Annotated in this window: 23 protein-coding genes and 1 tRNA gene; 20 read left to right on the top strand and 4 right to left on the bottom strand. The window is 26.6% G+C overall.

The genetic code is table 11. The features are described from left to right. Positions 1-99 precede the first annotated feature (99 nt). The 8 genes from AC4FQW_RS07260 to AC4FQW_RS07225 all read left to right on the top strand — a co-directional run bounded on the left by AC4FQW_RS07260 (position 100) and on the right by AC4FQW_RS07225 (position 8,549). Positions 100-174: transfer RNA gene (locus AC4FQW_RS07260), tRNA-Asn, on the top strand. A gap of 207 nt (positions 175-381) precedes the next feature. Continuing rightward, positions 382-1,356, top strand: a complete 975-nt coding sequence (locus AC4FQW_RS07255; RefSeq protein WP_303129742.1) for a polysaccharide deacetylase family protein — start codon at positions 382-384, stop codon at positions 1,354-1,356. A 128-nt stretch (positions 1,357-1,484) separates the two neighbouring features. Continuing rightward, positions 1,485-2,168, top strand: a complete 684-nt coding sequence (locus AC4FQW_RS07250; RefSeq protein WP_303129744.1) for a response regulator transcription factor — start codon at positions 1,485-1,487, stop codon at positions 2,166-2,168. Between the two features lie 3 nt (positions 2,169-2,171). After that, on the top strand, positions 2,172-3,581 hold the full coding sequence (locus tag AC4FQW_RS07245) for a sensor histidine kinase (RefSeq protein WP_491148121.1): 1,410 nt from the start codon (positions 2,172-2,174) through the stop codon (positions 3,579-3,581). Next, complete coding sequence (locus AC4FQW_RS07240) at positions 3,571-5,070, top strand: hypothetical protein (protein WP_303129750.1); 1,500 nt, start codon at positions 3,571-3,573, stop codon at positions 5,068-5,070. The genes AC4FQW_RS07245 and AC4FQW_RS07240 overlap by 11 nt, the downstream gene beginning before the upstream one ends. A 33-nt stretch (positions 5,071-5,103) precedes the next feature. Next, positions 5,104-6,489: a TldD/PmbA family protein gene (locus tag AC4FQW_RS07235; protein WP_491148119.1), complete on the top strand. Its 1,386-nt coding sequence runs from the start codon at positions 5,104-5,106 to the stop codon at positions 6,487-6,489. A 12-nt stretch (positions 6,490-6,501) separates the two neighbouring features. Continuing rightward, the gene (locus AC4FQW_RS07230; protein ID WP_491148117.1) at positions 6,502-7,845 is read left to right on the top strand and encodes a TldD/PmbA family protein; all 1,344 of its coding nucleotides are present in this window, start codon (positions 6,502-6,504) and stop codon (positions 7,843-7,845) included. Positions 7,846-7,952: 107 nt separating this feature from the next. After that, positions 7,953-8,549, top strand: coding sequence for a DedA family protein (locus tag AC4FQW_RS07225; RefSeq protein WP_303129758.1), 597 nt, complete (start codon positions 7,953-7,955; stop codon positions 8,547-8,549). Positions 8,550-8,594: 45 nt separating this feature from the next. On the opposite strand, the gene AC4FQW_RS07220 is transcribed toward AC4FQW_RS07225, so the two are convergent. Further along, the gene (locus AC4FQW_RS07220; RefSeq protein WP_303129761.1) at positions 8,595-10,451 is read right to left on the bottom strand and encodes an LTA synthase family protein; all 1,857 of its coding nucleotides are present in this window, start codon (positions 10,449-10,451) and stop codon (positions 8,595-8,597) included. A gap of 165 nt (positions 10,452-10,616) precedes the next feature. Here AC4FQW_RS07220 and yedF point away from each other — a divergent pair, with 165 nt between their 5' ends. The 3 genes from yedF to AC4FQW_RS07205 are packed head-to-tail and all read left to right on the top strand — an operon-like array spanning position 10,617 to position 13,086. After that, positions 10,617-11,186 carry a sulfurtransferase-like selenium metabolism protein YedF gene (gene yedF, locus AC4FQW_RS07215; RefSeq protein WP_491148115.1) on the top strand — a complete coding sequence of 190 codons (570 nt, stop codon included), beginning with the start codon at positions 10,617-10,619 and terminating at the stop codon, positions 11,184-11,186. A 25-nt stretch (positions 11,187-11,211) separates the two neighbouring features. Next, positions 11,212-12,099, top strand: a complete 888-nt coding sequence (locus tag AC4FQW_RS07210; RefSeq protein WP_491148113.1) for a diacylglycerol/lipid kinase family protein — start codon at positions 11,212-11,214, stop codon at positions 12,097-12,099. 27 nt (positions 12,100-12,126) lie between these two features. Next, on the top strand, positions 12,127-13,086 hold the full coding sequence (locus AC4FQW_RS07205; RefSeq protein ID WP_491148111.1) for an NAD(P)/FAD-dependent oxidoreductase: 960 nt from the start codon (positions 12,127-12,129) through the stop codon (positions 13,084-13,086). Here AC4FQW_RS07205 and AC4FQW_RS07200 read toward each other — a convergent pair. Both AC4FQW_RS07200 and AC4FQW_RS07195 read right to left on the bottom strand, forming a co-directional pair. After that, positions 13,057-13,635 (bottom strand): GDSL-type esterase/lipase family protein, encoded by a 579-nt coding sequence (locus tag AC4FQW_RS07200; protein WP_491148110.1) that lies wholly within the window; start codon positions 13,633-13,635, stop codon positions 13,057-13,059. The two genes, AC4FQW_RS07205 and AC4FQW_RS07200, sit on opposite strands and share 30 nt — an antisense overlap. Positions 13,636-13,649: 14 nt before the next feature. Continuing rightward, a complete protein-coding gene (locus AC4FQW_RS07195) occupies positions 13,650-14,273 on the bottom strand; it encodes a RusA family crossover junction endodeoxyribonuclease (protein ID WP_491148108.1) in 624 nt (207 codons plus the stop codon). Between the two features lie 195 nt (positions 14,274-14,468). Between AC4FQW_RS07195 and tsaD the strand changes: the two genes are divergently transcribed. The 7 genes from tsaD (at position 14,469) to AC4FQW_RS07160 (ending at position 22,500) form a co-directional block, all read left to right on the top strand. Beyond that, positions 14,469-15,479, top strand: coding sequence for a tRNA (adenosine(37)-N6)-threonylcarbamoyltransferase complex transferase subunit TsaD (gene tsaD / locus AC4FQW_RS07190; RefSeq protein ID WP_303129773.1), 1,011 nt, complete (start codon positions 14,469-14,471; stop codon positions 15,477-15,479). A gap of 27 nt (positions 15,480-15,506) precedes the next feature. Then, a complete protein-coding gene (locus AC4FQW_RS07185; RefSeq protein ID WP_303129774.1) occupies positions 15,507-16,526 on the top strand; it encodes an alpha/beta fold hydrolase in 1,020 nt (339 codons plus the stop codon). A gap of 162 nt (positions 16,527-16,688) precedes the next feature. Then, positions 16,689-17,804, top strand: a complete 1,116-nt coding sequence (locus tag AC4FQW_RS07180) for a S1C family serine protease (RefSeq protein WP_491148106.1) — start codon at positions 16,689-16,691, stop codon at positions 17,802-17,804. Positions 17,805-18,003: 199 nt separating this feature from the next. Continuing rightward, the gene (locus AC4FQW_RS07175; protein WP_491148104.1) at positions 18,004-18,870 is read left to right on the top strand and encodes a DegV family protein; all 867 of its coding nucleotides are present in this window, start codon (positions 18,004-18,006) and stop codon (positions 18,868-18,870) included. A gap of 19 nt (positions 18,871-18,889) precedes the next feature. Then, complete coding sequence (locus AC4FQW_RS07170; RefSeq protein ID WP_491148103.1) at positions 18,890-20,251, top strand: MATE family efflux transporter; 1,362 nt, start codon at positions 18,890-18,892, stop codon at positions 20,249-20,251. Between the two features lie 17 nt (positions 20,252-20,268). After that, positions 20,269-21,345: an ethanolamine utilization protein EutH gene (gene eutH / locus AC4FQW_RS07165; protein ID WP_303129781.1), complete on the top strand. Its 1,077-nt coding sequence runs from the start codon at positions 20,269-20,271 to the stop codon at positions 21,343-21,345. Positions 21,346-21,363: 18 nt separating this feature from the next. Next, a complete protein-coding gene (locus tag AC4FQW_RS07160; protein ID WP_491148100.1) occupies positions 21,364-22,500 on the top strand; it encodes an ABC transporter substrate-binding protein in 1,137 nt (378 codons plus the stop codon). On the opposite strand, the gene AC4FQW_RS07155 is transcribed toward AC4FQW_RS07160, so the two are convergent. Beyond that, positions 22,492-23,619: a glycosyltransferase family 4 protein gene (locus AC4FQW_RS07155; protein ID WP_491148099.1), complete on the bottom strand. Its 1,128-nt coding sequence runs from the start codon at positions 23,617-23,619 to the stop codon at positions 22,492-22,494. The genes AC4FQW_RS07160 and AC4FQW_RS07155 overlap by 9 nt on opposite strands. 122 nt (positions 23,620-23,741) lie before the next feature. On the opposite strand from AC4FQW_RS07155, the gene AC4FQW_RS07150 reads away from it, so the two are divergent. Both AC4FQW_RS07150 and AC4FQW_RS07145 read left to right on the top strand, forming a co-directional pair. Further along, positions 23,742-24,737: a CotS family spore coat protein gene (locus tag AC4FQW_RS07150; RefSeq protein ID WP_491148097.1), complete on the top strand. Its 996-nt coding sequence runs from the start codon at positions 23,742-23,744 to the stop codon at positions 24,735-24,737. A gap of 12 nt (positions 24,738-24,749) precedes the next feature. Next, the gene (locus AC4FQW_RS07145) at positions 24,750-25,427 is read left to right on the top strand and encodes a hypothetical protein (protein ID WP_491148096.1); all 678 of its coding nucleotides are present in this window, start codon (positions 24,750-24,752) and stop codon (positions 25,425-25,427) included. Position 25,428 lies beyond the last annotated feature (1 nt).

Below are 25,428 nucleotides of genomic sequence, written 5' to 3'. Positions count from 1 at the left end.
GTAACATGTTCAGCTGACTGATACTAATAGGTCGAGGGCTTGACCAATAAAAACGATCAACAAAAGTCATGTGCAATTTTCAGAGAACAAAATTAATAATCCGCGATAGCTCAACGGTGGAGCACTCGGCTGTTAACCGATAGGTTGGAGGTTCGAATCCTCTTCGCGGAGCCAATTTAAATAAGCTTACGGGCTTATTTTTTTTTGCTTAAAAATAATATATTAAATATATAAATAATAACGTATAATCTAATATACAGTTTAATATATAATAAGACAAACTATTACAAAAATGTAATAGATATTAATTATTTTGTAATAGTAAACTACATTTTATGTTAGTATACTTATAATGTAAATAAACTAGGGGGAAATTTAGGTATGGCGATAAAGAGAAACTCAGATAAAAAAACAATTAAAATACAAATAAAACAAAGTCTATTAATATTAGGAATTACTATTTTATTAGTAATTGGTGCTATGGCTATTTATTCTGCAATTTCATCAAATAATAAAAATGAACAAGCTCTTGCTCAAGATGGTGGGAAAGAAAAAGGTAATGGTGAAAAATCAAATTTATCTTCAGGAGTTGAGGAAAATGTAGATTTAGATAATTCAGGATATTTACTATTAGAACAAGATTCTAATGCAGATGATGCAAAGATTGTGGCAAATAGAACTCAAGGTATTATGAAGGGTGAGCTACATTACCCTGTTAGAGATGATGGGAAAAAAGTTGTATATTTAACATTCGATGATGGTCCATCAACTACTAATACTCCCAATGTTTTAAATATATTGGATAAATATAATATTAAAGGAACATTTTTTGTTATGGGTAAAAGTATTACTTCAAATCCAGAAGTAACAAAAAAGATTTTAAAGAGAATAGCATCAAATGGACATGCTATAGCTAATCATAGTTATAGTCATGATTATAGATATTTATATCCTAATAGAGTAATAAATACAAATAATTTTATGGGAGAATATAATAAAACAAATGATTTATTAAAAGAATATTTAGGAAAGGATTTTTCAACTAGAGTTGTAAGGTTTCCAGGTGGTTATTGGTCTTGGAATGGAAGAGAGAAGATAAGACCTATATTAGATAAAAAAGGTATAGAAATTGTAGATTGGAATGCATTAAATGGTGATGCTGCAAATGGTGGTCATAAAAGTAAGGCACAATTATTGGCTGAAACAAAAGATTCAGTAGAAAAGTTAGGTGATAAAGCTGATAGTATTGTATTTTTAATGCATGATACTTATCAAAAGGAAACAACAGTTGAAGCTCTTCCAGAAATAATAGAATATTTTAAAAGCAAAGGATATGAGTTTAGAACAATGAAATAATTTAATTTTATTTTAATAGGTAAAGTGAAATAATTGTATATTAAGAATAAAAAATATAGACTATAATATTAAAAGAAGCTTAAATTATTAAGCTTCTTTTTTGAAAATAGAAAGAGGTGTGGTTAATATTGGCTAAAATATTATTAGTAGAAGATGAAGTGAGTATAAGAGGTTTTTTAAAGATAAATTTAGCTAGGAATGGATTTGAAATAATTGAAGCTAGCAATGGAGAAGATGGAATAAAAAAAGCTATTGAGGAGAAACCTTCTGTAGCTGTTTTAGATGTTATGTTGCCAGGAATAGATGGATTTCAAGTATGTAGTAAATTAAGAGAGGAGTTCCCAGAAATGGGGATTATAATGTTAACTGCAAAAGGGCAAGATATGGATAAAATAATGGGACTAGAATATGGTGCTGATGATTATATAGTAAAGCCATTTAATCCATTAGAAGTTGTTCTTAGAATAAAAGCAATTTTAAGAAGAATAGAGAGCAAAGAAGGGAAAGTTGTAGAAGAATTGGTTAATGGACCATTTGTAATAAATCTATATTCTCAAAAGATAACAAAAGATGGTGTAGAGATAGAACTTACTCCAAAAGAATATTTAATAATGAAAACATTTATTGAGAATCCTAATAAGGCTTTTTCAAGAGATGAGTTATTAAATAGTGTATGGGGATATAATTATTTTGGAGATCCAAAAATAATTGATGTAAATATTAGAAGATTAAGAGCAAAAATTGAAAAGGATTCATCTAACCCACAGTTTATAGAGACTGTTTGGGGGATAGGATATAGATGGAAAGGATAATATATGAAAAGCATAAAGAATAAGATGATAAGAAACTTTATAATAGTTGTTTTCTCAACAATAGTTATATTGGATATATTATTAATGGTATTTGTTAGACAATATTATTATAAAAATATACAAACTATATTAACTAATCAAATAGATTTAGCTATTAATTTTTATGATAGATATTACTCTAATACATCACTAGAACTTAATGTATATGATAATGTTGATGCTTTCTGGAATCAAACCACTGCACAAGTTCAAATATTTGATAATAAAGGTCGTCTTATTATGGATTCTATAGGTAGTAATGAAATATCTGATGAAAGTAAACAACAGATAAGGAAAGCATTAAGTGGAGAAAGTAGCGACTGGGTTGGAAAGGTAAGATACTCTCCATATAATGTTATGGCAGTAACTAAGCCAATAGAGGTAAATGGAAAAGTAATAGGAGCTATAAGATATGTAACTTCTTTAAAAGAGGTTAATGAATCTATAGCATCTATAATGAGTTTTTTTATAGGTATATCAATTTTAGTATTAATTATAGGTGTAGTTATAAGTATAATTATGGCTAGAAATATAGTTAATCCTATATTAAAGTTAAAAAACATAGCAAAAAAAATGGCAAGTGGAGATTTAAAAGCTAGAAGCAATTTTGACTCAAAAGATGAAATTGGTCAGCTTGCAAATACTTTAGATTATATGGCAGAAGAACTTGACCAAAGAGAAAAAATGAAAAATGATTTTATATCATCTGTATCACATGAACTTAGAACACCGCTTACAGCTATAAAAGGATGGGTAATAACTTTAAATAATGAAAACACTGATAGAGAAACTTTAAAATTAGGATTTGATATACTTGAAAAAGAAACAGATAGATTATCTTCAATGGTTGAAGAGTTATTAGATTTTTCAAGGCTTATAAATAATAAAATATCTCTTAATAAAACTTTAGTTAATATTTCTCATTTTGCAAGTTATATTGAATTATATATGACTCCAAGAGCTGAAAAAGAAAATATAAATTTTCATGTATATAATTCGATAAAAACTCCTAATATTAATATTGATATTGATAGAATGAAGCAAGTTCTTATAAATATAATAGATAATTCATTTAAATTTACTCAAGAACAGGGATTGATAGAAGTTAAATTTTCAGAAGATGTTAAAAATATAATAATAGAAGTTACTGATAATGGATGTGGGATAAGTGAGAATGAGTTAGAAAGAGTTAAGGAGAAATTTTATAAAGGGAGTAATGCAAATTCTAACGCAGGTATAGGATTATCAATAGCTGATGAAATAGTAAAATTACATAATGGAACATTAATAATAAATAGTGAATTATATGTTGGAACACAAATAAAGATTGTTATTCCTAAAGAAAGTAATGAGGAGAAGTTATATGAGATTTAGATGGATTAAAGCTATATTTATAATAATATTAATGTTTTCTTTAACTGGATGTAATAGTATTGATATAAATAATATGATGGAATTAAAGGCTCCTCAAAATAAAGATTTAATTATATTAGGAAGATGGCAAGTAAAAGATTATAAGGTGTTAGATAAAAATATGTATTCATTAGGAGAAGTTGATGATATTGAAGATAAATATATTGATATTGGCGAACATAATATTAATATAGATACTAAAACTTATGATGGTGTAAGATATAAATTAAAAGTTGTAAAAGGAGATTATGTTATATCATATCAAAATAACTTTATTGTAAGGGATTTGGGTATTAATAACAGTGAATTAAATGTAATATCTGCATCAGATAAAAATAATAATATTTTTGAATTTTTTTATGTTAATAAGAATGAAAGTTTTATATACTATCAAGGGGTTTTATTAAATGTTAAATGGATAAGTAATGTTTCAGAAGATGCATTTAATGCAAAAAATATTCCAGATAAAAAAAGTGTTAATTACAATGATTATAATACAGATAAAGGTCTTTATATAACTTTTAAGGAACCAAGAAAATTAAAAGAAGATGGAACATATACAGATGAAAAATATAGAACCCTTTGGATAAGCGCAAAGAAAGATAAGATTCAACCAATTGAGTCTGTTAATGGTATAATATTTCCGAGAAAATCTGGAATATGGACTTTATCAAAAAATAGTATTGATACCAACGGTTATCATAAAGAATATTTTGTTGCAAATGCAATAGATAAAAAAAGTCAAATTACAATAGAAGATAAAGAAAAGAATTTTATTAATGAAAAGTCTAATGTTTATAGAGGCTTAAATTATATAGGTGATAATTATATATCAACAGAAATTTATACTGGTAATAATTTTGAAAATAAATATACTCAATATGAAATGATTCCATTAGATAACTTATTTTCAGATAAATCATTAGCATTTCAAGATATATTTTCAAAAAAATACAATTTAACTTATAATAAGGATTATACAAACGCATATCACAAGTTAACAAAGGATCAACAAGAAAAGGTAAAAAAATATATAGATTACAGTAATTTTGGTGTTGTTAGAGAAAATGGTAATTGGAGAATGGAAGGAAGAATATCACCATCTTCATTAGATGGTGATAAGTATGATTATAAAATATCAATTCAACCACCAGTTAATCTAGTAAGATATGATTCATTATTAATACCTTGGAAAATTTTAAAAAATGATATACCTTTAATAAAAGATGCGTATACTTCACCAGATGGAAAATTAGCAATTGTTATTTTAGATGATAAATTAATAGTTTTTAATACCTCAAATAATAAATTATCAACACCAGTTAAAGAATTCAAACTTAAAAAAGGTGAAAAAGTAATAATGGCACAATGGTGTGAAGGTGATTATGTAGATTATTGGGGAAATACATTTAATGAATATCAAAAACAAGTAAATAAAACAGGTAAATAACATAGTTATTTTAAATAAGGAGGGAAAGAAAAAATGTTATCAAAACAAACTATAGGTCTTGTGTTATCAAAGTGTATGATAACAGGGGGAGATTTTGCTGAAATATATGTAGAAGACAGTATAAGTAATTCTCTTAGTATTTTAGATAATAAAGTTGAAAGTGCCATAGGTGGAAGAAGCTATGGCGTTGGAATAAGAATATTTAAGGGGTTAAAAAGTGTTTATGCATATACAAATGATAATTCACTTAATAGTTTATTAGATACAGCTTATAAGGCAGCACTTGCTCTAGGAGATTTAAAAGAAGAAAAAGATATAATTGTAAATGATTCTATATGGGTTCCAAATAAACATATAATAAAATATTATCCACAAGAAATAGAATATGCTAAAAAAATTGGAGTTATGAAGCTTGCTTACAATAAAGCTAAAGATTATAGTAATGAAATAAGTAAAGTAAGCGTTAGTTATGCTGATAAAGATCAAAAGATTTTAATAGCAAATACAGATGGTATTTGTCTTCAAGATAGAAGAGTTAGAACAAGACTTGGTATAAGTGCAGTTGCATCAAAAAATGGAGAAAATCAAATGGGATTTGAAGGACCAGGAAGGTCTAGAGGTTTTGAGATGTTTAAAGATGAAATAGATCCTGAAATGTATGCATTAGAAGCAGCAAGAACTGCTGTTACAATGTTAAATGCAAAAGATTGTCCAGCTGGAAAGATGACAGTTGCAATCGATAATGGATTTGGTGGAGTTTTATTCCATGAGGCATGTGGACATTCATTAGAGGCTACTTCAGTTGCTAAGGGAAATTCAGAATTTGCAGGCAAGATAGGTGAACAAATAGCATCAGCTAAAGTAACAGCAATTGATGATGGTACTATAGAAAATGCATGGGGTTCTATTAATATTGATGATGAAGGTACAAAGTCAAGAAAAAATGTATTAATTGAGAATGGTATATTAAAGGGATATATGATTGATAAATTAAATGGAAGAAGAATGGGAATGGAACCAACAGGAAATGGAAGAAGACAAAGCTATAAGTTTGCCCCAACTTCAAGAATGACTAATACTTATATAGCTGCTGGAAGTGATAAGCCAGAAGATATAATAAAATCAATAGATAATGGTCTTTATGCTAAAAAGCTTGGTGGAGGTTCTGTAAATCCTGTAACTGGAGAATTTAATTTCTCTGTATCAGAAGGTTACTTGGTGAAAAATGGTGCAATAGTAGAACCTGTTAGAGGGGCCAGCCTTATAGGCAAAGGTAGTGAAATATTAATGAATATAGATATGGTTGGAAGTAATATATGTCAAGCACAAGGTATGTGTGGATCATCATCAGGTAGTATTCCTGTAAATGTTGGTCAACCAATGATTAGATTAAAAGAAATAACAGTAGGCGGAAGATAGGGAGGTGTAATTATGGAATTTAATGAGTTTAAGAATAAGTTATTTGATAAAGCAAGAAAAGAAGGATTAGATGAATTTGAAATATATTTCTCTAATAAAGAAAGTTTAAGTATAAATATATATAAAGAAGAGGTTGAAAAATATAATTTAAATAAATCATTTGGAGTTTCATTTAGAGCAAAACTAGATGGAAAGATGGGATATTCTTATACTGAAATAATAGATGAAGATGCTATAAATATGCTAGTGAAAAATGCTAAAGATTCTGCATTATCAATAGAAGATGAAGATATTCAATTTATATATGAAGGTGATAAAAATTACGAAAAGGTAGAAAATTATCACAAGGATTTAGAAAATATTGATGCTAAGGAACTTATAGACTTAGGACTTTCAATGGAAAAGGAATGTAAGATTTATTCTGATAAAGTTGTTAATTTCTTAGGATGTGGAATAAGCTATGTAAATGTTGAGTATGGACTTATGAATTCAAAAGGACTAGAACTTAAAGATAAATCAAACTTATTAACAGCTTATGTTGTACCAGTAGTTGATATAGATGAAAGAAAGTACGACGGGTTTGGTTATGCAATGGCTAAAAAGGTTTCAGATGTAAATCCTAAAAAGATAGCTAAACAAGCTGTAGATGAGGCTATGGAAAAAGTTGATGCAAAATCAATTAAATCCGGTAAATATAAAATAGTAATAAAAAATGAAGCAATGGTTTCTTTATTACAAGCCTTTTGGTCAGTGTTTGATGCTGACTCAGCACAAAAAGGAATATCTCTTTTAAAAGATAAAGAAGGAGAAATTATAGCATCAAATAAGGTCACTATAATTGATAATCCATTATTGCAAGATGGATTAGCATCAGTTGGATTTGATGATGAAGGTGTTAAGACAATTAAGAAAGAGTTAGTATCTAATGGAGAGCTTAAAACATTACTTCATAATTTAAAAACTGCTTATAAAGCTTCAATAAAATCAACAGGAAATGGATTTAAAAATTCATATGCATCACCAGTAAGTGTTGGACCTACAAATTTCTATATAGAAAATGGTAATAAAAACTTTGATAAGCTTTTAAGTGAGTTAGGAGAAGGGCTTATAATAACAGAATTTTCAGGATTGCACGCAGGGGCTAATGCTATAACAGGAGAATTTTCATTAGCTGCTAAAGGATTTATGATAGAAGACGGAAAAAAATCATATCCAGTAGAGCAGATAACTGTGGCTGGTAATTTCTTTACTTTATTAAAAGATATAGAAGAAGTCTGTGATGATATAAAATTCCCAATGTCTAGCTTTGGTTCACCATCAGTGTTTGTAAAAGAATTATCAGTAGCAGGTGAATAATTAAAAAAGTTAAAGGACTATGCAAAATAAATTTGACATAGTCCTTTATTTTTTTGTTTATTATACGTTAATAAATAAATGATATATTAAAATAGGGAGGTGGGTAAATGAATTTTATATCTATTGTAGAACATTTGGCAGGTCATTTAGGTTACATAGGGGTATTTATAATGAGTATATTATTACCAACAGAAGTTCTATTACCCTTTATTGGATTATCAATATCAAAAGGAATTTATAATTTTCAGATGGCTTTACTATTTACATTTTTAGGAGAGTTATGTTCATCAGTATTTAGTTATGGTTTAGGTATTTGGCTTGGAGAAAGAATTGTAAATAAATTTAAAAATAAAAATAAAAGAAATAAAAATATTTCAGAAAAGGTTGAAAGAATATTTGATGAATATGGTAAATATGCTATTTTAATAGCTAGATTAATTCCATTTGCCCGTACTTATGTATCAATATTAGCAGGGGCTAATAAAATGAAAAAAAGATTATTTATTAAATATACTATAGTTGGAATTTTATTAACTAACTCTGCATTGTTAGTATTTGGTTATTATATTGGAGCAAATGAAAATTCAATATGGAATTTTATACATAAGTATGCAATAAGCTTATTGGGTATTATTTGCTTTATAATTATAATGGCAAGATTAAATAAGAAAAGAAAATTAAAAAGAGTAAAAGATAATAGTTAATATAAAAAGTAGTAACTACTTAATATTAAGTAGTTACTACTTTTGTTATTTATTATTAAAATAATCTGCTCTAATCATTTTATCAGACATTTCTAGCGAACCTTCAATAAGTTCAATGTCTTTTTTTGAAAGGTTTTTAGTATCACCAATAAGTTTTCCATTATTTAAAACTGCATAATTTCTATTGGTATTTAATAAATTTCTACCAAGTGCAGTATTCTCATATTTTTCTCTAGGAATACCAAGAGTATATAATAAAGTTGGCATTATATCGATTTGACCGCCTATTGTATCAAAGGTTTTACCTACAGTTTTTTCTTTATTATATATAATAAGTGGTATTGTTGGAACACCATTATTTGAATACCAATTTTCTTTGTGAGATAAGGTATCTATACTATGTTGATAATATTTATGAACTCCAGTATGATCGCCTTCTATTGCAATAACAGTATTATCTAAAATTCCTGCTTTATCAAGTAAGCTTAAGAAGTAACCAATTTGCGTATCTGTATAGTGAACACTTTCAAAATATCCACCAAGTTCAGTCTTATCAAGTTCAGGGTCTAATTTGAACTTTCTCATACTTTCTGGCAAATCAAATGGTCCATGATTTGTAAGTGTTACAGTAAAAGCATAGAAAGGTTGCTTTAATTTTTCAAGCATAGGAACAACTTGTCTAAAATATGATTTATCACTTAATCCTAAACCAATAATTTCATCAGGATTAAATGAATAGAAATCAGTAAATTTATTAAATCCAATTCCAGTTAATCCATTTTTATAATTCCAGAAAGAACCTTTATCTGGATGTATAGCTTCGCTTGTATATCCTTCGTTTCCAAGTATTAAAGGCATTGAATTATAAACTCTATTAGGATATCTGAAGAATGTTGAACCTCTCCTAAGAGGTAACATTGATGTATTAACCATTAAATCTGAATCTGAACTTGTACCTTCATTAACTTGTTCACATATATTAGGAAAGTATATACCATCTTTTATTAATTTATCCATAACAGGAGTTATTTTTTTACCATTAATAGTTTGTCCTAAAACAAAACTTTCAAGAGATTCAACTTGTATAACTATTAAGTTTTTACCTTTATACATACCATAATATTTGTTATTAGGTAGATTTTCATTTTTAAACTTATAATAATTATTTATTTGATTTTTATCTTCTTCTGATAATTTGTATGGTTTTGAATCCTTGTAAACATTAATAGCATCCATTATATGATATCCAACAGATGAAAAATATTTAACTGTATTTGTTGGATCGTAATTATCAAAAAGATATGAGTTTTTAACATCTTTATTTCCTAGAACATAAAGATTAAAAGGAACATAAAGTATAAATATTATTGGAAGTATTAATGTTAGTAAAAATGATTTTATAGCTCTTTTTTGAACCCTCACATAAGATTTTCTTGTTAAGAATACATATATTCCAAGAACAACAAAATCAATTAAAAATAATAAATCATAACCACTAAACATTGAAAATATACTACCAGACATATTATCTAAATTTGCTGTTTGAGTTAATATAAGGACTGAAGGAACTGTTAAAAATCCTCTAAAATATGTAATATCAGTTAATATTAATACAGTTACTAATGCATCAATAATAAACAAATAAATAACTCTTCCTTTACCTTTAAATAATAATGAAAAACTTAAAAATATTAATGCAAAAGCGTAATAATAGTTTAAAAAGTTATTAGCATTTAAAAATCCTAAATGAAAATTTAAATAATAAGGATTTGTATTATTTATAAATCCTTGAAATAATATACCTTTTAGTACTATTGAAAATAGTGGTATTAAAAATAATATAAGTCTAAATACTGTATCTTTATTTAAAGAAATATTCAATTTCTGGAAAAATTTTTTCATTTATTCACCTCTCATGATATAGTCATATAAAATTATATTATAAGGCATATATTTAATCAATAAGTGTCGAATAGTGTTAAAATATAACAAGGGAAAAATAATATAAAAAATAGTGTATAATATTATTAAAAATATAATAATTAAAAAATAGAGAGGTGTTTGGTTATGAAAAATATTAATTGTATTGGACTTGCATGTCCTAAACCAGTAATTGAAACAAAAAAATATTTTGATTCAATAGAAAGTGGTGAAGCTATTGTAACAGTAGATAATGAGATTGCAAATAACAATGTAACAAGATTTGCAGAAAATGCAGGGTTTACTGTTAATAGCACTTTAGAAGGAGATCTTTTTAAAATCAAAATAACAAAGAAATCAGCTGAAGTAGTTTCAGAAAAAAAAGATACATTTTCAATAATAATAACAACTGATAAAATGGGTGATGGTGATGATAGATTAGGAGAAACTCTTATGAAGAGTTATATGTATGCTTTAACAGAAGCTACTGATATACCAGAAGAAATTGTGTTTTTAAATGCTGGAGTTAAATTAGTTACAGAAGGATCTGAAGTTATAGAAAGTGTAAGAGAACTAGAGAAAAAAGGTGTTAAAATAATAAGTTGTGGAACATGTTTAGATTTCTATGGATTAAAAGAGCAATTATTAATTGGAGAAATTTCAAATATGTATACAATAGTTGAAATTATGAATAGTAAAAGAGTTATAAAAATATAAAAGATAAATGGAGTGCACATAATAGATGAAGCATATTTTTGTTATTAATCCCATAGCGGGTAAAGGAAAAGCTATATACTTTGAATATATGATAAGAGACTTATTTAAAAATATAGACGAGCCATATGAAATAATAATTACAGAAGAATCTGGCGAGGCTACTAAAAAGGTAAAAGATATAGTAAAAAAGGAAAAATGTAGAGTTTATTCCATTGGTGGTGATGGAACTTTAAATGAGGTTTTAAATGGTGTAGTTGGGTCTGAGAGTTCACTTGCTATAATTCCAGCTGGGTCAGGAAATGATTTTGCAAGAACTTTGTATGGAAATTTAGAAGTTGAGAAGATTTTAGAAAAACTAATACATGGAAAAGAGAAGTACATTGATGTTGCTAAAGTAAATGATAGATATTTTTTAAATATAGCATCTGTAGGCTTTGATGCGTGTGTAGTTAATAATGCTAGGCAATATAAAAAGCATAAGCTTATAACAGGTTCTATGGCTTATGGAATTTCTCTTATAAAGACCCTATTTACATTTGGTCATATGAATTTAGAGTTTGAAATAGATAATAAAATAATAAAAAATGATATGTATCTTATTGCTGTTGCCAATGGTAAATGCTATGGGGGAGGAATAAAAATAGCTCCAAATGCAATAATAGATGATGGATTGCTTGATATATATGCTATAAAAAAGCCAAGGCTACATAGAATTATAAGATTTTTACCTAAAGTTGTTACTGGGAAAGATGTTAGTGGCATTGAGGAAATAATTTATACAAAGGTTAAAAAAATGAGAGTAAAATCAAAAGATGATATTATAGTGAATATAGATGGTGAAATAGTGGCTTTAAATGAAATAAATTTTGAAATAGTTGATAAAGCTATAAAAGTTGTAGTTCCAAGAGATTAAGTAATAAATAAGGAGATGGAGTTAAATTTGAGAAAATATGATTTAGTAGTTGTTGGTGGTGGAATAGCAGGAATGACAGCAGCTCTTGCAGCCTTGGAAAATGGTATAAAAAAAGTATTACTTATAGAACGTGAAGAAGAACTTGGCGGTATACTAAAGCAGTGTATTCATAATGATTTTGCAAAAAAATATTTAGAGTGTTCTGTTACAGGACCTGAATTTATTGAATTTATTAAAATAAAATTATCTAAATTTGATTTTAATATTAAAAAAAAGACTACAGTAGTAAATATATCAGAAGATAATATAATAACTTATGTTAATGAAAGAGAAGGGATATGTGATGTGTTAGCTGATGCAGTTATTTTAGCTACAGGGTGTAGAGAAAGATATGCTGGAAATGTTCTAACACCTACTAATAAATTTACAGGTATATTTACAATAGGAAATGCTCATAGATTTATAAATTTTGAAGGATTACTTCCAGGAAAAAATCCAGTAATTATAGCTAAAAATAAGTGGGCTTTGATAGTAGCTAGGCGAGTAGAGATAGAAGGCGGAAAAGTAGCAGCACTTATAATTGATGAAGAAAGTGGATTTAATATTACAGATGAAGATAGAGATATAATTGAAGGTTTTGATATAAATGTTATTGAAAGTGCAAAACTTATAGATATTGATGGAAATAAGAGAATAAATAAAGTTAAAATATTTAATAAAATAAAAGGGTGTATAGAAGAAATAGACTGTGATTCATTATTTTTATCAGTAGGATATTATCCTGAACTTGGATCTGTAAATAAGCTTAATCTTGAGATAAATAAAGAAATGAATACTCCTATGACAGATAATTATGAAACATCTAAAAGGGGATTATTCGCTTGTGGAAATATTATATATGGTGATAAATGCATCAATATGAAGGATATAGATGGATATGATGCTGGAGTTGCAGCATCAAAGTATATCCAAGAAGCATTTAAATAATAAAAGATTTCCTTTTATATTTAAATGAATACCATCTAAAAATATCTTTTCAGATAATGTATGATTTTTAGTTAAAGTATAAAAATCAACATATTTGAAAGGATATTTTTTTTGTAAATTTATAATATGACTTCTAAGAGATGATAAATTTTCATCACAATATTTATAATAATTAGAAGGCATAAATAAAGTTTCAGCCAAATCTTTTATTATAATTGGAGGAATTCCAATTATAATTTCAGAATTATTTTCCAAGCCTTCTTTAATCATTAGTTCTAAATTTTTAACTATATAGTCAACATTACGTCCGCATAATAAATCATTAGTACCACCCATAATAAATATTTTTTTAGGGTTTTTACTTAAAACATCTTTATAATATCTAGTTAACATAGAAGAAGTTGTATCTCCATTTATTCCTTTATTTAAGATAATTTTAGACGTAAATTTTTCTTGTAACTTATATACCCAAGAATCTTTTTTGGAAACTCCATAACCAAATGTTAGGCTATCACCAATTAAAATTAAATCTGGATTGTTTTGATTCATAAAATCACCTCCATTTAGAACAATTTATTAAAGCAACTCTTACATATTAATGTTTTGCCCTTATTTGCTTTTATACAGTCATTTAAAGAAAGCTTTTTATTACAAATTTCACAAACGTTACTTTGAGAAATAGTTGTATTTATAGTATTAATTTTTTCTTTCTTTTTAATAGGAGATTTTTTTAAAGAAGAATATGTTGTAGGTGTTATTTCGTCTTTCCTTTCTTCAATTGAAAAGGATAAAGAAAATTTGCTTAATGGATAAAGTTCAAGTTCAAATCTTGGATCTTCTTTATCATAATATTCTTCAACTATTATTTTAACTATTTGAGCATCATTAACTATAAGACCACTTTTTTCAATACCATCAAATATACTTTTTGAGATATTTATAGTATCTGGATGTCTCTTTTCACTTTTATAATAAACTTTGAGTATTGCAATTAAACTTTCTGTAAAGACTACATTAGGATTTTGAACTCTTGCTACGTAAGCAATTTCTTGTTCATATAATGCATATCTATCGTGATATTTACCTGTATTATAAGGAAGTATGGCTCTTCCATCTTTATTATGAAGCTTAAAGTTTGATTTAGTTATAGGAGATCCTTTAACTACAACCTTTGCATATGATGTCATAAAATAACTCCTTTACGTTTTAATAAAATCTTAAGATGATTTTAGTATAAATTTAATTTATAGAATGTATAGTTTTAATATACATTAATAAATTTTGCTAAACAAGGGTAGCAGTTTCATTGATAATAATTTATTAATGAAGTATAATTACAAATAGTTGAATTTTATATGATTATACAAAAAGAGGGAGTTTCTATGGAAAATAAATTAATTTTAGCAATTGAATCAAGCTGTGATGAGACTTCAGCTGCTGTTGTACGCAATGGTAGAGAAGTTCTTTCAAATATCATAGCATCTCAGATAGATACACATAAAAAATTTGGTGGAGTTGTTCCAGAAGTTGCATCAAGAATGCACACAGAGGTTATAAATGGTGTTGTTAAAGAAGCTTTAGAAGAAGCAAATGTAACATTAGATGATATAGATGCCATAGGTGTTACATATGGACCAGGTCTTGTTGGGGCTTTATTAGTAGGGCTTCAGTATGCTAAAGGACTTGCTATGGCAACAAATAAGCCACTTATAGGAGTAAACCATATAGAAGGCCATATTTCAGCAAATTACATACAACATAAAGATTTAAAACCACCTTTTGTTTCATTAGTAGTTTCAGGAGGACATACTTTTATTGTTTATGTTAAAGATTATGGTAAATATGAAGTTATAGGGCAAACTAGAGATGATGCAGCTGGTGAAGCTTATGATAAGGTAGCAAGAGCAATAGGACTAGGATATCCAGGAGGACCTAAAATAGATAAGTTAGCTAAAGAAGGAAATAAAGATGCTATAAAATTTCCAAGAGCTAAATTTCATGATGATACATTAGATTTTTCTTTTAGTGGATTAAAATCAGCAGTACTTAATTACATAAATAAAGCTAAAATGAAAAATGAAGAAATAGTTCCAGCTGATATTGCAGCATCATTCCAAAATGCTGTAGTTGAGGTATTAAAAGATAATGTATTTGAAACTTGTAAAAAGAAACATTTAGATAAAATAGCTATAGCTGGTGGAGTTGCATCAAATTCAGCATTAAGAGAAGCACTAATAGAAGAAGGAAATAAAAAAGGAATAAAAATATTATTCCCAGCACCTATACTATGTACAGATAATGCTGCTATGATAGGAAGTGCTGCATACTTTAGATTTATAAATGGTGAGGAATCATCACTTGACTTAAATGCAAAGCCTAATCTTAAACTTTAGTGTTTAGTGGCTTATAGGAGGAAAGATATGAAATTATTATCTAATTCTAACAGCTTACATACTGTAAATATGAAAGAAAAAATTCCTAAATTTATGCTTTTCAAAAGAATAGTATTAGTGATATTACTTATTATAATTACAGGGATGATAATTCAATGGGGCCATAATTTTTATACAAATGAAAAGTCAAGCTCAAGGATGTCGTATACTAGAGTGAATGGAAAAAAGATGGAGTATAAAGTAAGTGGATTTGGAGATTATACAGTTATTTTTGATGGAACTACTGGAGCAACAGCAGAAGAATGGAATAAAGTTGCTAAAGATGTTTCAAGTAGTTTGGGAGTAAAAACATTTGTATATAATAGAAGAGGTTATGGAGAAAATGATGGTGGTAAATTACAGACACCAAAAGAACAAGCAGAAGATTTGAAAATACTTCTTAGAAAAGCTGCAGTTAGCTCACCATTTATATTAGTTGGAGAAGGATATGGTAGTTTAGTTATGACTAATTTTGCAAGTCTTTATCCAGAAACTGTAGCAGGTGTAGTTTTGGTAAATCCTTATGATGAAGAAAAGTTAAAAGAAGAAAGTTTAGGTATTACAGGAATGGCTGATTTAGTAAGGAAAAAGATAGAGGCTATAGGATCTAATATTTCTTTAACTTTAATTATGGATAAATTAGGACTTGTAAGCAGTATACCTGATTTTTCTAATAATTTATCAGAATCTGAAAAAAAACAATTTGATTATAAAAAGAATCAAAATAATTATAGAGATGCTGTTTATAATGAAACTAAAAATATATATAATATATCAAATGATAGTCAAAAAAATGGTATGTTTAAAGATATTCCTTATTATATAATAAGCAATCAAGATAATAATTCATTGAAAAGACTTGGTGGTAATAATCTAACATTTGAATATAAAAGCAGTTATAGTGGCAATGTATATTCAATGATGGACTCAGATAGCGTTAAAAACTCAATAAAAAAAGTTGTTGAGATAGCTAGAAAAATTAAAAAGGTTAATGAAAAAACTAACTAAAATTATTAAATATTATTAATAAAAAATATATGGATATAATAATACTGGATGAATAAATTCATTCAGTATTTTTTATTAATTAAAAATTTTTTTATATGCCATATAGTTGACACAAAATTTTTTTATACTGATATTAAGAAATCACAGTGCAGGAGGTAATTAATGAATACAGATCAAAATATAAATAATGAATTTAATAGTCAAAAACCAAAGAGAAAAAAGGGTAATACTTTTATTATGGTTGTAGTTGTAATAGTTACTGCAATGCTTGCTGGAATATTTAGTAGTGGAATAACATATATGATTATGAAAAAGGATAGTCAAAAAATAAATACTCAAAATGAATCTCCTTCAAATTTTAAGGAGGTATCTCAACTTACTACAGAGCAAGCTTTTAATAAAGTTGCACCAGCAGTTGTAATAGTTTCAACAAAGGGGTTAAGTCGTCAAAATGGAATTATTCCACAACAGGTTGAAGGGATTGGAACAGGGTTTATTATAAATGATAAAGGAGATATATTAACTAATTATCATGTTATAAAAGGAGCTCAAGAGGTTACTGTAACATTAAGTACTGGAGAAGAGATAAAAGCTAAAGTTATTAATTATGATGAAAATCAAGATATAGCCATGATTAGAATGCAAGGAAAATTTAAAGTTCCTGCTATAGCAGAACTTGGTGATTCTTCAAAACTTAAACCGGGTGAGGAAGTTATAGCAATTGGAACACCTCTTTCAAAGGAATTTGCTCAAACAGTAACTAAAGGGGTTATAAGTGCAGTTGGAAGAACTGTTAATACTGAAACTGGAAAACAAGTGAATTTGATTCAAACAGATACAGCTATAAATCCAGGTAATAGTGGTGGTCCATTAGTAAATACAGAAGGGCAAGTTATAGGAATAAATACTATGAAGGTATCTGGTGGAGCAGAAGGTATAGGATTTGCAATTCCTATAAATGAAGTTAAACAAAAATTAGATGTTTTATCAAAGCCAATATTAACTTTAGGAGTAAAGGTTAGAGAAATAGATAAAGCATTATCAAAACAATATAATTTACCAGAAGGAATATACGTAGTTGAAGTAGAAGAATTTTCACCAGCTGAAAAAGCTGGAATTAGACCAGGTGATACTATCACTGAGTTTGGAGGAAAGAGAGTTAAAACCCTTCAAGAATTAAATGAAATAAAAAATAAGAAAAATGCTGGAGACACAGTAAAGGTTAAAGTTGAAAGAGACGGAAAAAATGAAACTTTAGACTTAACATTGGAAGCATAGTTTATTAATAAATACACACTAATTTAGTTAAAACATAAATTAGTGTGTATTATTTTTTTGTTATAAAAATAACTATATATTATAATTACAATTGAACTTATAATGGAAAAAAATAATATACTTTAATAATAATATCTAGTCTAAATATATGATTATGATATAATTTTATTTATATAATTTAAAATTTGTGGAGGTAGAAATGGGCGTAAGAGTGGTAACTGATAGTACTAGTTATATACCTAAAAATATTAGGGAAAGTTTAGGTATAGAAGTAGTTTCATTAAGTGTAATATTTAATGGACAAGGGTACAGGGAAATGGATTTAACAAATGATGAATTTTTTAAAATGATGAATGAAAGTGGAGAAATACCAACATCATCACAACCAAATATAGGGGAAGTGAAAGAAACTTTTCAAAATATTATAAATCAAGGTGATAAGATTGTAGGGATATTTATATCATCAGATATGAGTGGAACTTATCAATCAGCTAAAATGATTAAAGATATGATATTGGAAGAAAATGAAAATGCACAAATAGAAATTATAGATTCAAGAAGTAATTGTATGCAAATGGGGTATGCTGTAATTGAAGCTGCAAAGGCAGCTAAGTCAGGAGAGGATATATTAGAAGTTGCTAATAAAGCAAAAAGTGTTATAAGCAATAGTAGATTTTTGTTTATACCTGAAACACTAAAGTATTTAAAAAAAGGTGGAAGAATTGGAGGAGCAGCTGCTCTTTTAGGAAATATATTAAAAATTATTCCTATTCTTACGGTAACAGATGGAAAAACAACAGTTTTTCAAAAAGTTAGAACTAGAAAAAAAGCAATAAATACTATGATAAATCAAATGTTTGAAGATATACATGAAAAAGATTTTTGTCATATAACAGTTCATCATATAAACTGTGAAGATGATGGAATTATATTAAAAGAACAGATAGAAGAAAAGTTAAGAGTTAATGGATTAAAGGGAGATGTTATTGTACAACCTATAGGACCTATTATCGGCTTACATGTTGGACCAGGAAGTATAGGAATTGCATATTATACTAAAGGTTAAAGAAGTAAGAGGAGCTAGCATGAATAAAATATTAAATATAGATAAAAGATTTTATAAAAAGGTTGCTATTATAGCTTTACCTATTGTTATACAAAATTTTATAACATCATCTTTAAATATAGTAGATACTATGATGATTGGGAAGCTTGGAGAAAATGAAATTGCTGCAGTTGGAATAGCAAATCAATACTTTTTCTTACTTAGTATATTAATGATGGGATTATTTAGTGGTATAGGAATTTTTGTATCTCAATACTTTGGAAAAAAAGATAATGAAAATATAAAAAAGTTAATTGGAATAGGAATTGTATGTGCAATTGTTATGGGAAGCATATTTACTATTACAGCTCAAATATTTCCAGAGGGCATAATTGGAATATTTAATAAAGATTTTGAAGTTATAAAACTTGGTGTTGAATACCTTATAATAGTATCGCTAAGTTATATTTTTACTACTATTACGTTTAATTATGGAATAGCGCTAAGATGTATAGAAAAAACAACTATACCTATGATAGGAAGCTCAATAGCTTTAATAATTAACACTGTACTTAATTATATACTTATATTTGGTTATTTTGGAATGCCAGAGCTTGGTGTTAAAGGTGCAGCAATAGCAACATTAATTGCAAGAATAATTGAATTTTTAATAATTATAGGTTACGTTTATTATAGCAATAATATTTTAGCTGGAAATTTAAAAGAGTTATTTTCTTTTGATTTATCTTTTGTAAAGAAAATATATATAACAGTTCTTCCAGTAGTTTTAAATGAAGCTTGTTGGGGATTTGGTTCTGTTATGTATAATATTATTTATGGAAGAATAGGAACGCAAGCTATAGCATCTGTCCAGATTGCAACAACTATAAATAATTTATTTATGGTAATTATTTTTGGTATAGGAAATGCTGCTTTAGTTATGGTCGGAGCACAAGTTGGTAGAGGAGACGAAGAAAAGGCTGATGAGTATGGAAAGGATTGTATTAAACTTGGATGTTTAATTGGACTAATTATAGCAATAGCATTATCTTTATGCGCAAGTTCAATAATATCTATATATGATGTTTCAGAGCAAGTTAAAATTTGGTCAAGGTATATAATATATGCAACATCAATTGTTATGGTTATAAGAGTTTATAATATAATAGCAATAGTAGGAGTAATGAGAGGTGGAGGAGATGTTAAAGCTTCATTTCTTATAGAGAGTATAACTATGTGGTTTATAGGAGTACCGCTTGCATTATTAGGAGCATTTGTTTTTAAATTACCAGTTTATTTGGTTTATGCTCTTTGTACATTTGAGGAAATAAGTAAGGGGATTGCTTGCTTTAAAAGAATATCATCAAGGAATTGGATAAAAAATTTAGTATCTGAAGGATAAAGGTAAAAGAGGGGTTTATGGAAAAAATAATATTATATATAATTGCTGTTTTTTTTGTAATAGGAGCAGTTGATTATTTTTTAGGAAATAAATTAAAACTTGGAATGTGTTTTGAAGAAGGAATAAAAAATATGGGAGCATTAGCTATATCAATGGTTGGAATTATATCTTTAACTCCAGTTATAGCATCTTGGCTTCAAAGTGCATTAATGCCAATTTCAAATTATATAAATATAGATCCATCTATATTTGTATCAACTATAATTGCTATAGATATGGGAGCATTTAGTATAGCAAATGATATAGCATTAAATAGTAATATGATTTATTTCTCAGGAGTTTTAATGGCATCTATATTAGGGTGTACTTTAAGTTTCACCCTGCCATTAGCTCTTGGAATTATAAAGAAAGAAAGCTTGAAGGAATTTTTATTAGGAATAATATTTGGTATAGCAGTTCTGCCTTTAGGTTTATTTTTAGCAGGAATATTTCTAAAAATACCTATTAAGATTATATTATTAAATTTAATTCCTTTATTTATAATTTCTATACTTATGATTATTGGTATAGTTTATTTTAAAGACTTAACAATAAATATATTAATTAAACTTTCAAAAGGAATTTTGTTTCTAAGTATACTTGGATTTGTAATTGTAGGATTTCAACAAATATCAGGAGTTATAATATTTAAGGAATTAATGCCACTTAAAGATACTTTGTCTATAGTTGGTAATATTGCAATATTCTTAGGTGGAGCATATGTAATGTTAGAGGTTATAAATAAATTTTTAAATAAGTACTTGCAAAATATAGCTAATAAATTTAGTGTAAATAAATATTCTATAACAGCTTTTATTGGAAGTTTGGCATCAGCTATAATAATATTTACCTCATTTGAAAAATTAGATAAGAGGGGGAAAATATTATGTAGTGCTTTTTCTGTTAGTGGTGCATATGTACTTGGTGGACAACTTGGGTTTGTAGCAAGTGAGGCAAAAGAAGTTATAGGAATTTATATATTTACAAAATTATTTTGTGGAATATTAGCATTAGCTATAGCTATGATATACTTGAAAAAGAAAGTTAAGTCATAGTTTAGAAGGGTTGATTTTATGAATAACAGAATAAAAACTATAATAATAACTATAATTACAGTTATTGTTTCTATACTTATAATAAATTTTTTTACTAAAGATAGAGAAGGTGTTATAAGTGGTACTATAACTGTAGTTACTGATAAATATACTAATGAATATATATCTGAATTAGCAGAGAATTATATGAATGGGCATAGTAGAACTAAAATAAATATTGAGCTAATAGATAATATTAAAGATTTAGATAATAAATTTAAAGAAGGTAAAAAAGACAACCTTCCTAATATAGCTATTTTAAATAGTTATGAGTTAGATTATTTAAAGAATAAATATAAGTTAAATTTTGAAAATGAAGAAGATTTATTAAATATATATAAAAGAAATTTTACAAAAAGTAGTCTTCAACAAATAACTATTGACGGAAAAGAAATGGGTATTCCATTAACAACTAATCCTTTAGTTTTATATTTAAGAGAGGATGTATTAAAACAATATGGATATAAAAGTTCTGATATAAATACATGGGATGACTTTATTAAAGTATCCAAAAATATTTATAAAAAAAGTAATGGTAAATATAAGGGGTTAAGTACAATAGATGATGATTATGAAAATCTTATAAAGGTACTTATTATGCAGAATATTGATTATTTTAATAATAAAGAAGAAGTTATAAAGGCAGTAAAAAAGGATTATAAAAACTTAGAAGACAATAAAATTTTAGCTAGAGAAGGTGATGACTTTTTTGCTATAATTTCATCAATAAATACTATGAAAATACTTAAAGATTTAAGAAAAAAGTGTGAGTGGACTGTAAATGATATTCCAGCCTATAAAATTGGATCAAATAGATTTTTTGTGGCTGATGGATATAGTTCATTTGTAATTAATAATGATAAAAAAAATAGAGAACTTATAAATAGTTTTTCTGAATATATGATTACAAATACAGATATAGCATTAGAGTATGCGCTTAATGGAGATTTGTTTCCAACATATATTTATGCTTATAACAATAAAGAAATAGAGAAGAGTATGAATAATTTTATAGGAAAGAGCCCTCTTGTTGTAATGAGTAATATATCAAAGAAGGCTCCTAAAATAAAAAATTATAATTTATATAAAGAAGTTAAAAAAGAGCTATTAAAATAAGGAATTTAATATATTTTCGTAAGCGTTAAGTGTATTAAGTGCTGTTTTCCTCCAAGAAAATTGGAGGCTTCTTTTATATGCTTTATCTTCTAATTTTGTTCTTAAATCTTTATCTTCTAAAATTTTAAATATATTTTCAGATAAACTATCATTATTTAAAGGGTTAATAAGTATAGCACAATCACTTGTAACCTCTGGTATTGAGGTTGTGTTAGAGGTTATAACTGCAGTTTTACAACTCATTGCTTCAAGTGGTGGAAGACCAAAACCTTCATAATAGGAAGGATATACAAATAAATCAGCACCACTATATAAAATTGGTAGATAGGAGTCTTCTACAAATCCTGTAAAAATTATATCATCAATAATATTTAAATCTTCAGCATATTTTTTTAAGTTAAGTCCCTCATCTTTTAATGATCCAACTAAAACTAATTTATATTTATTAGTTAAGTTTTTATTTATTTTTTTAAAAGAGTCAATTATTCCTTTTACATTTTTTCTAGCACTAAATCCACCTATATATAATAAATATGGAGTATCAAAGTTATATTTATTGTTGACTATTTTTCTTGATATATCTTTATCATGAGGATAAAACTCAGAATTTGTTGATAAGTGTGTAACGAATATTTTATCTTCTGGATAGCCTTTAAAAAATCTTAAAATATCTTTTTTTGAGTATTCTGAAACAGTAATTATTCCTTTTGCGTTTTCTATTATATCAGGCATAGTTTTTAAGAATTTTTTTAAATACGATTGGCCAACTGTTTCAGGCATTATATAGGGTATTAAATCATGAATTGTAACTACTGTATTTATATTTTCATCTAATGGTGAGCCTATTCCATTTTGAGGTATGTGATATAATTCTAAGTTTCTTTCTTTAATAATGTTTGGAATATAATATTTATCAAAAAAATTAGAGCGCCTTCCAGAGCAATGTATTAGTTCAGTATTATTATTTAAAAAGATTGGATCAACTTTTCCAGTCCATATAAGTGTGAATAAAGAATTTTTATCTAAGTTTATCATTTCAGAAATTAAGTTTTTAGTATAGGTACCTATTCCTGTACCACCATGTAAATTAACACTTCTAGAATCTATACAAATTTTCATTAAAACACCTCGAATTAGCTATATATTATAAAATATTATGAATAACATATTTTGTGAATAAAATCACATTAAATTAAATGAACTCATATAATGAAAGATAAATAAGATGGGGAGTGTATTTTATGAATGAAAATAATGTGAAAGTACTCATAGAAAAAGAATATGGTATAGAAGTTAAAAGTATTATAAAGCATAAAAATACTTTTAAGATAAATGGAAATAGTGGATATTGCTTTAAGGTTTTAAATTATGAGTTTGGTCATTCATATTATATAATTTCAGCTATTAAACATTTAAATAATAAAGGCTTTAGTACTGTACTTAATATAATTAAGACAAGGAACGGATTAGATTATGTTGAATTAAATGAAGGTGGATATGGGTATTTAACAGAATGGTTTGAATCTAGGGTAAGTAATTATAATGATTTAAGTGAACTAAAAAATGTATCAAGAGCATTATCTAAATTGCATATAGCAAGTAGAGATTTTAATATAACTCCTATGATGACACCAAGGATATATTGGTTTTCATGGATAAATGTATTTAAAACTAGAAAAGAAGAAATATATGATTTTGCAAAAAGAATAAATCAAAAAGCTCATAAAAATAAATTTGATGAAGTATTTTTAAAAAATTTAAATGAGCAGATAGCAATTGCAGATAAAAGTATTAAGGGACTTATAAATAGTAATTATGTTGAGATAATGGAAAGGCATATGTTAAAAAGAGAGTTTTGCCATCATGATTATGCAAATCATAATATTTTAATAGGGAAAAACAATGAAATTAAAATAATAGATTTTGATTATTGTATACTAGACAGTCATATTCATGATTTAGCTTCATTACTTATAAGAGCTATGAAATATAATAGGTGGGATAAAAATAAGGCAAACGTAATATTAGATGCTTATTCAGAAAATATAGAAATAAGTAAAGATGAATTAAATGTTATAAAAGAATTTATAAGATTTCCACAGGACTTTTGGCAAAGGGGTCTTCAAATGTATTGGGAACAACAACCTTGGGGAGAGGAATTTATTTTAGGTAAGCTTAATAAATATTTAGAAGATAGAAAATATAGAGATGAGTTTATTGAAAATTTTTTTAGGTAAGGGGAAATGATAATGAATGAGGGAGCTTTAAAAAAGTATTTATTAGAGAAGGATATACATTTAATTGGAGATTATTTTAAAAGAGATAGTTCTAAAATCAATGTATCATCACAAATTGATTTAATTATTAAGTTGCAAGATGTTCTTATGGGATATCATTCAATAGAAAAAAATAGTATATTAAGTGAAATTGGTAAAAGAGTAGATAGATTAGTTGTTAGTAATAAGAAGTTAGAAAATATTATTTCAAGAGATAACCTTTATGGAAGGTTAATACTTGCTAGAGCAAAAATTGAACTTGATAAGTTGGATAATATATATCTTGAAGATATATATAAAAGAGCTATGAAAAAAGATGAAATATGCATAGATAAAGTTGATGAAACAAATTTAAGAGTGATGGAAAAAGTTGAGGTTGGTAAAATTAAGAAAATTTCATTTAATATAGTAGAAGATGATTTTATAAATTATCTTTTAAAAATTAAAAAAAAGTCTAGTAAAGATGACTTGAAAAATTATGCTGAAGAATATGTTGAGAAAAATAATTTAAGCAAAGATAGCCTAAATTATATAAATTGTATGGTTAATATACCACATGAAGGTATCAAATATTTATATAAAAATAGATTTAATTTAAATGAATGTAAAGATGATATTAAGAAGATAGTAGAAAAGGAACTTGAATTTTAAG

It is taken from the genome of Clostridium sp. TJA085, from assembly GCF_058310235.1.
This window is presented reverse-complemented; position numbering and strand designations above follow the sequence as displayed.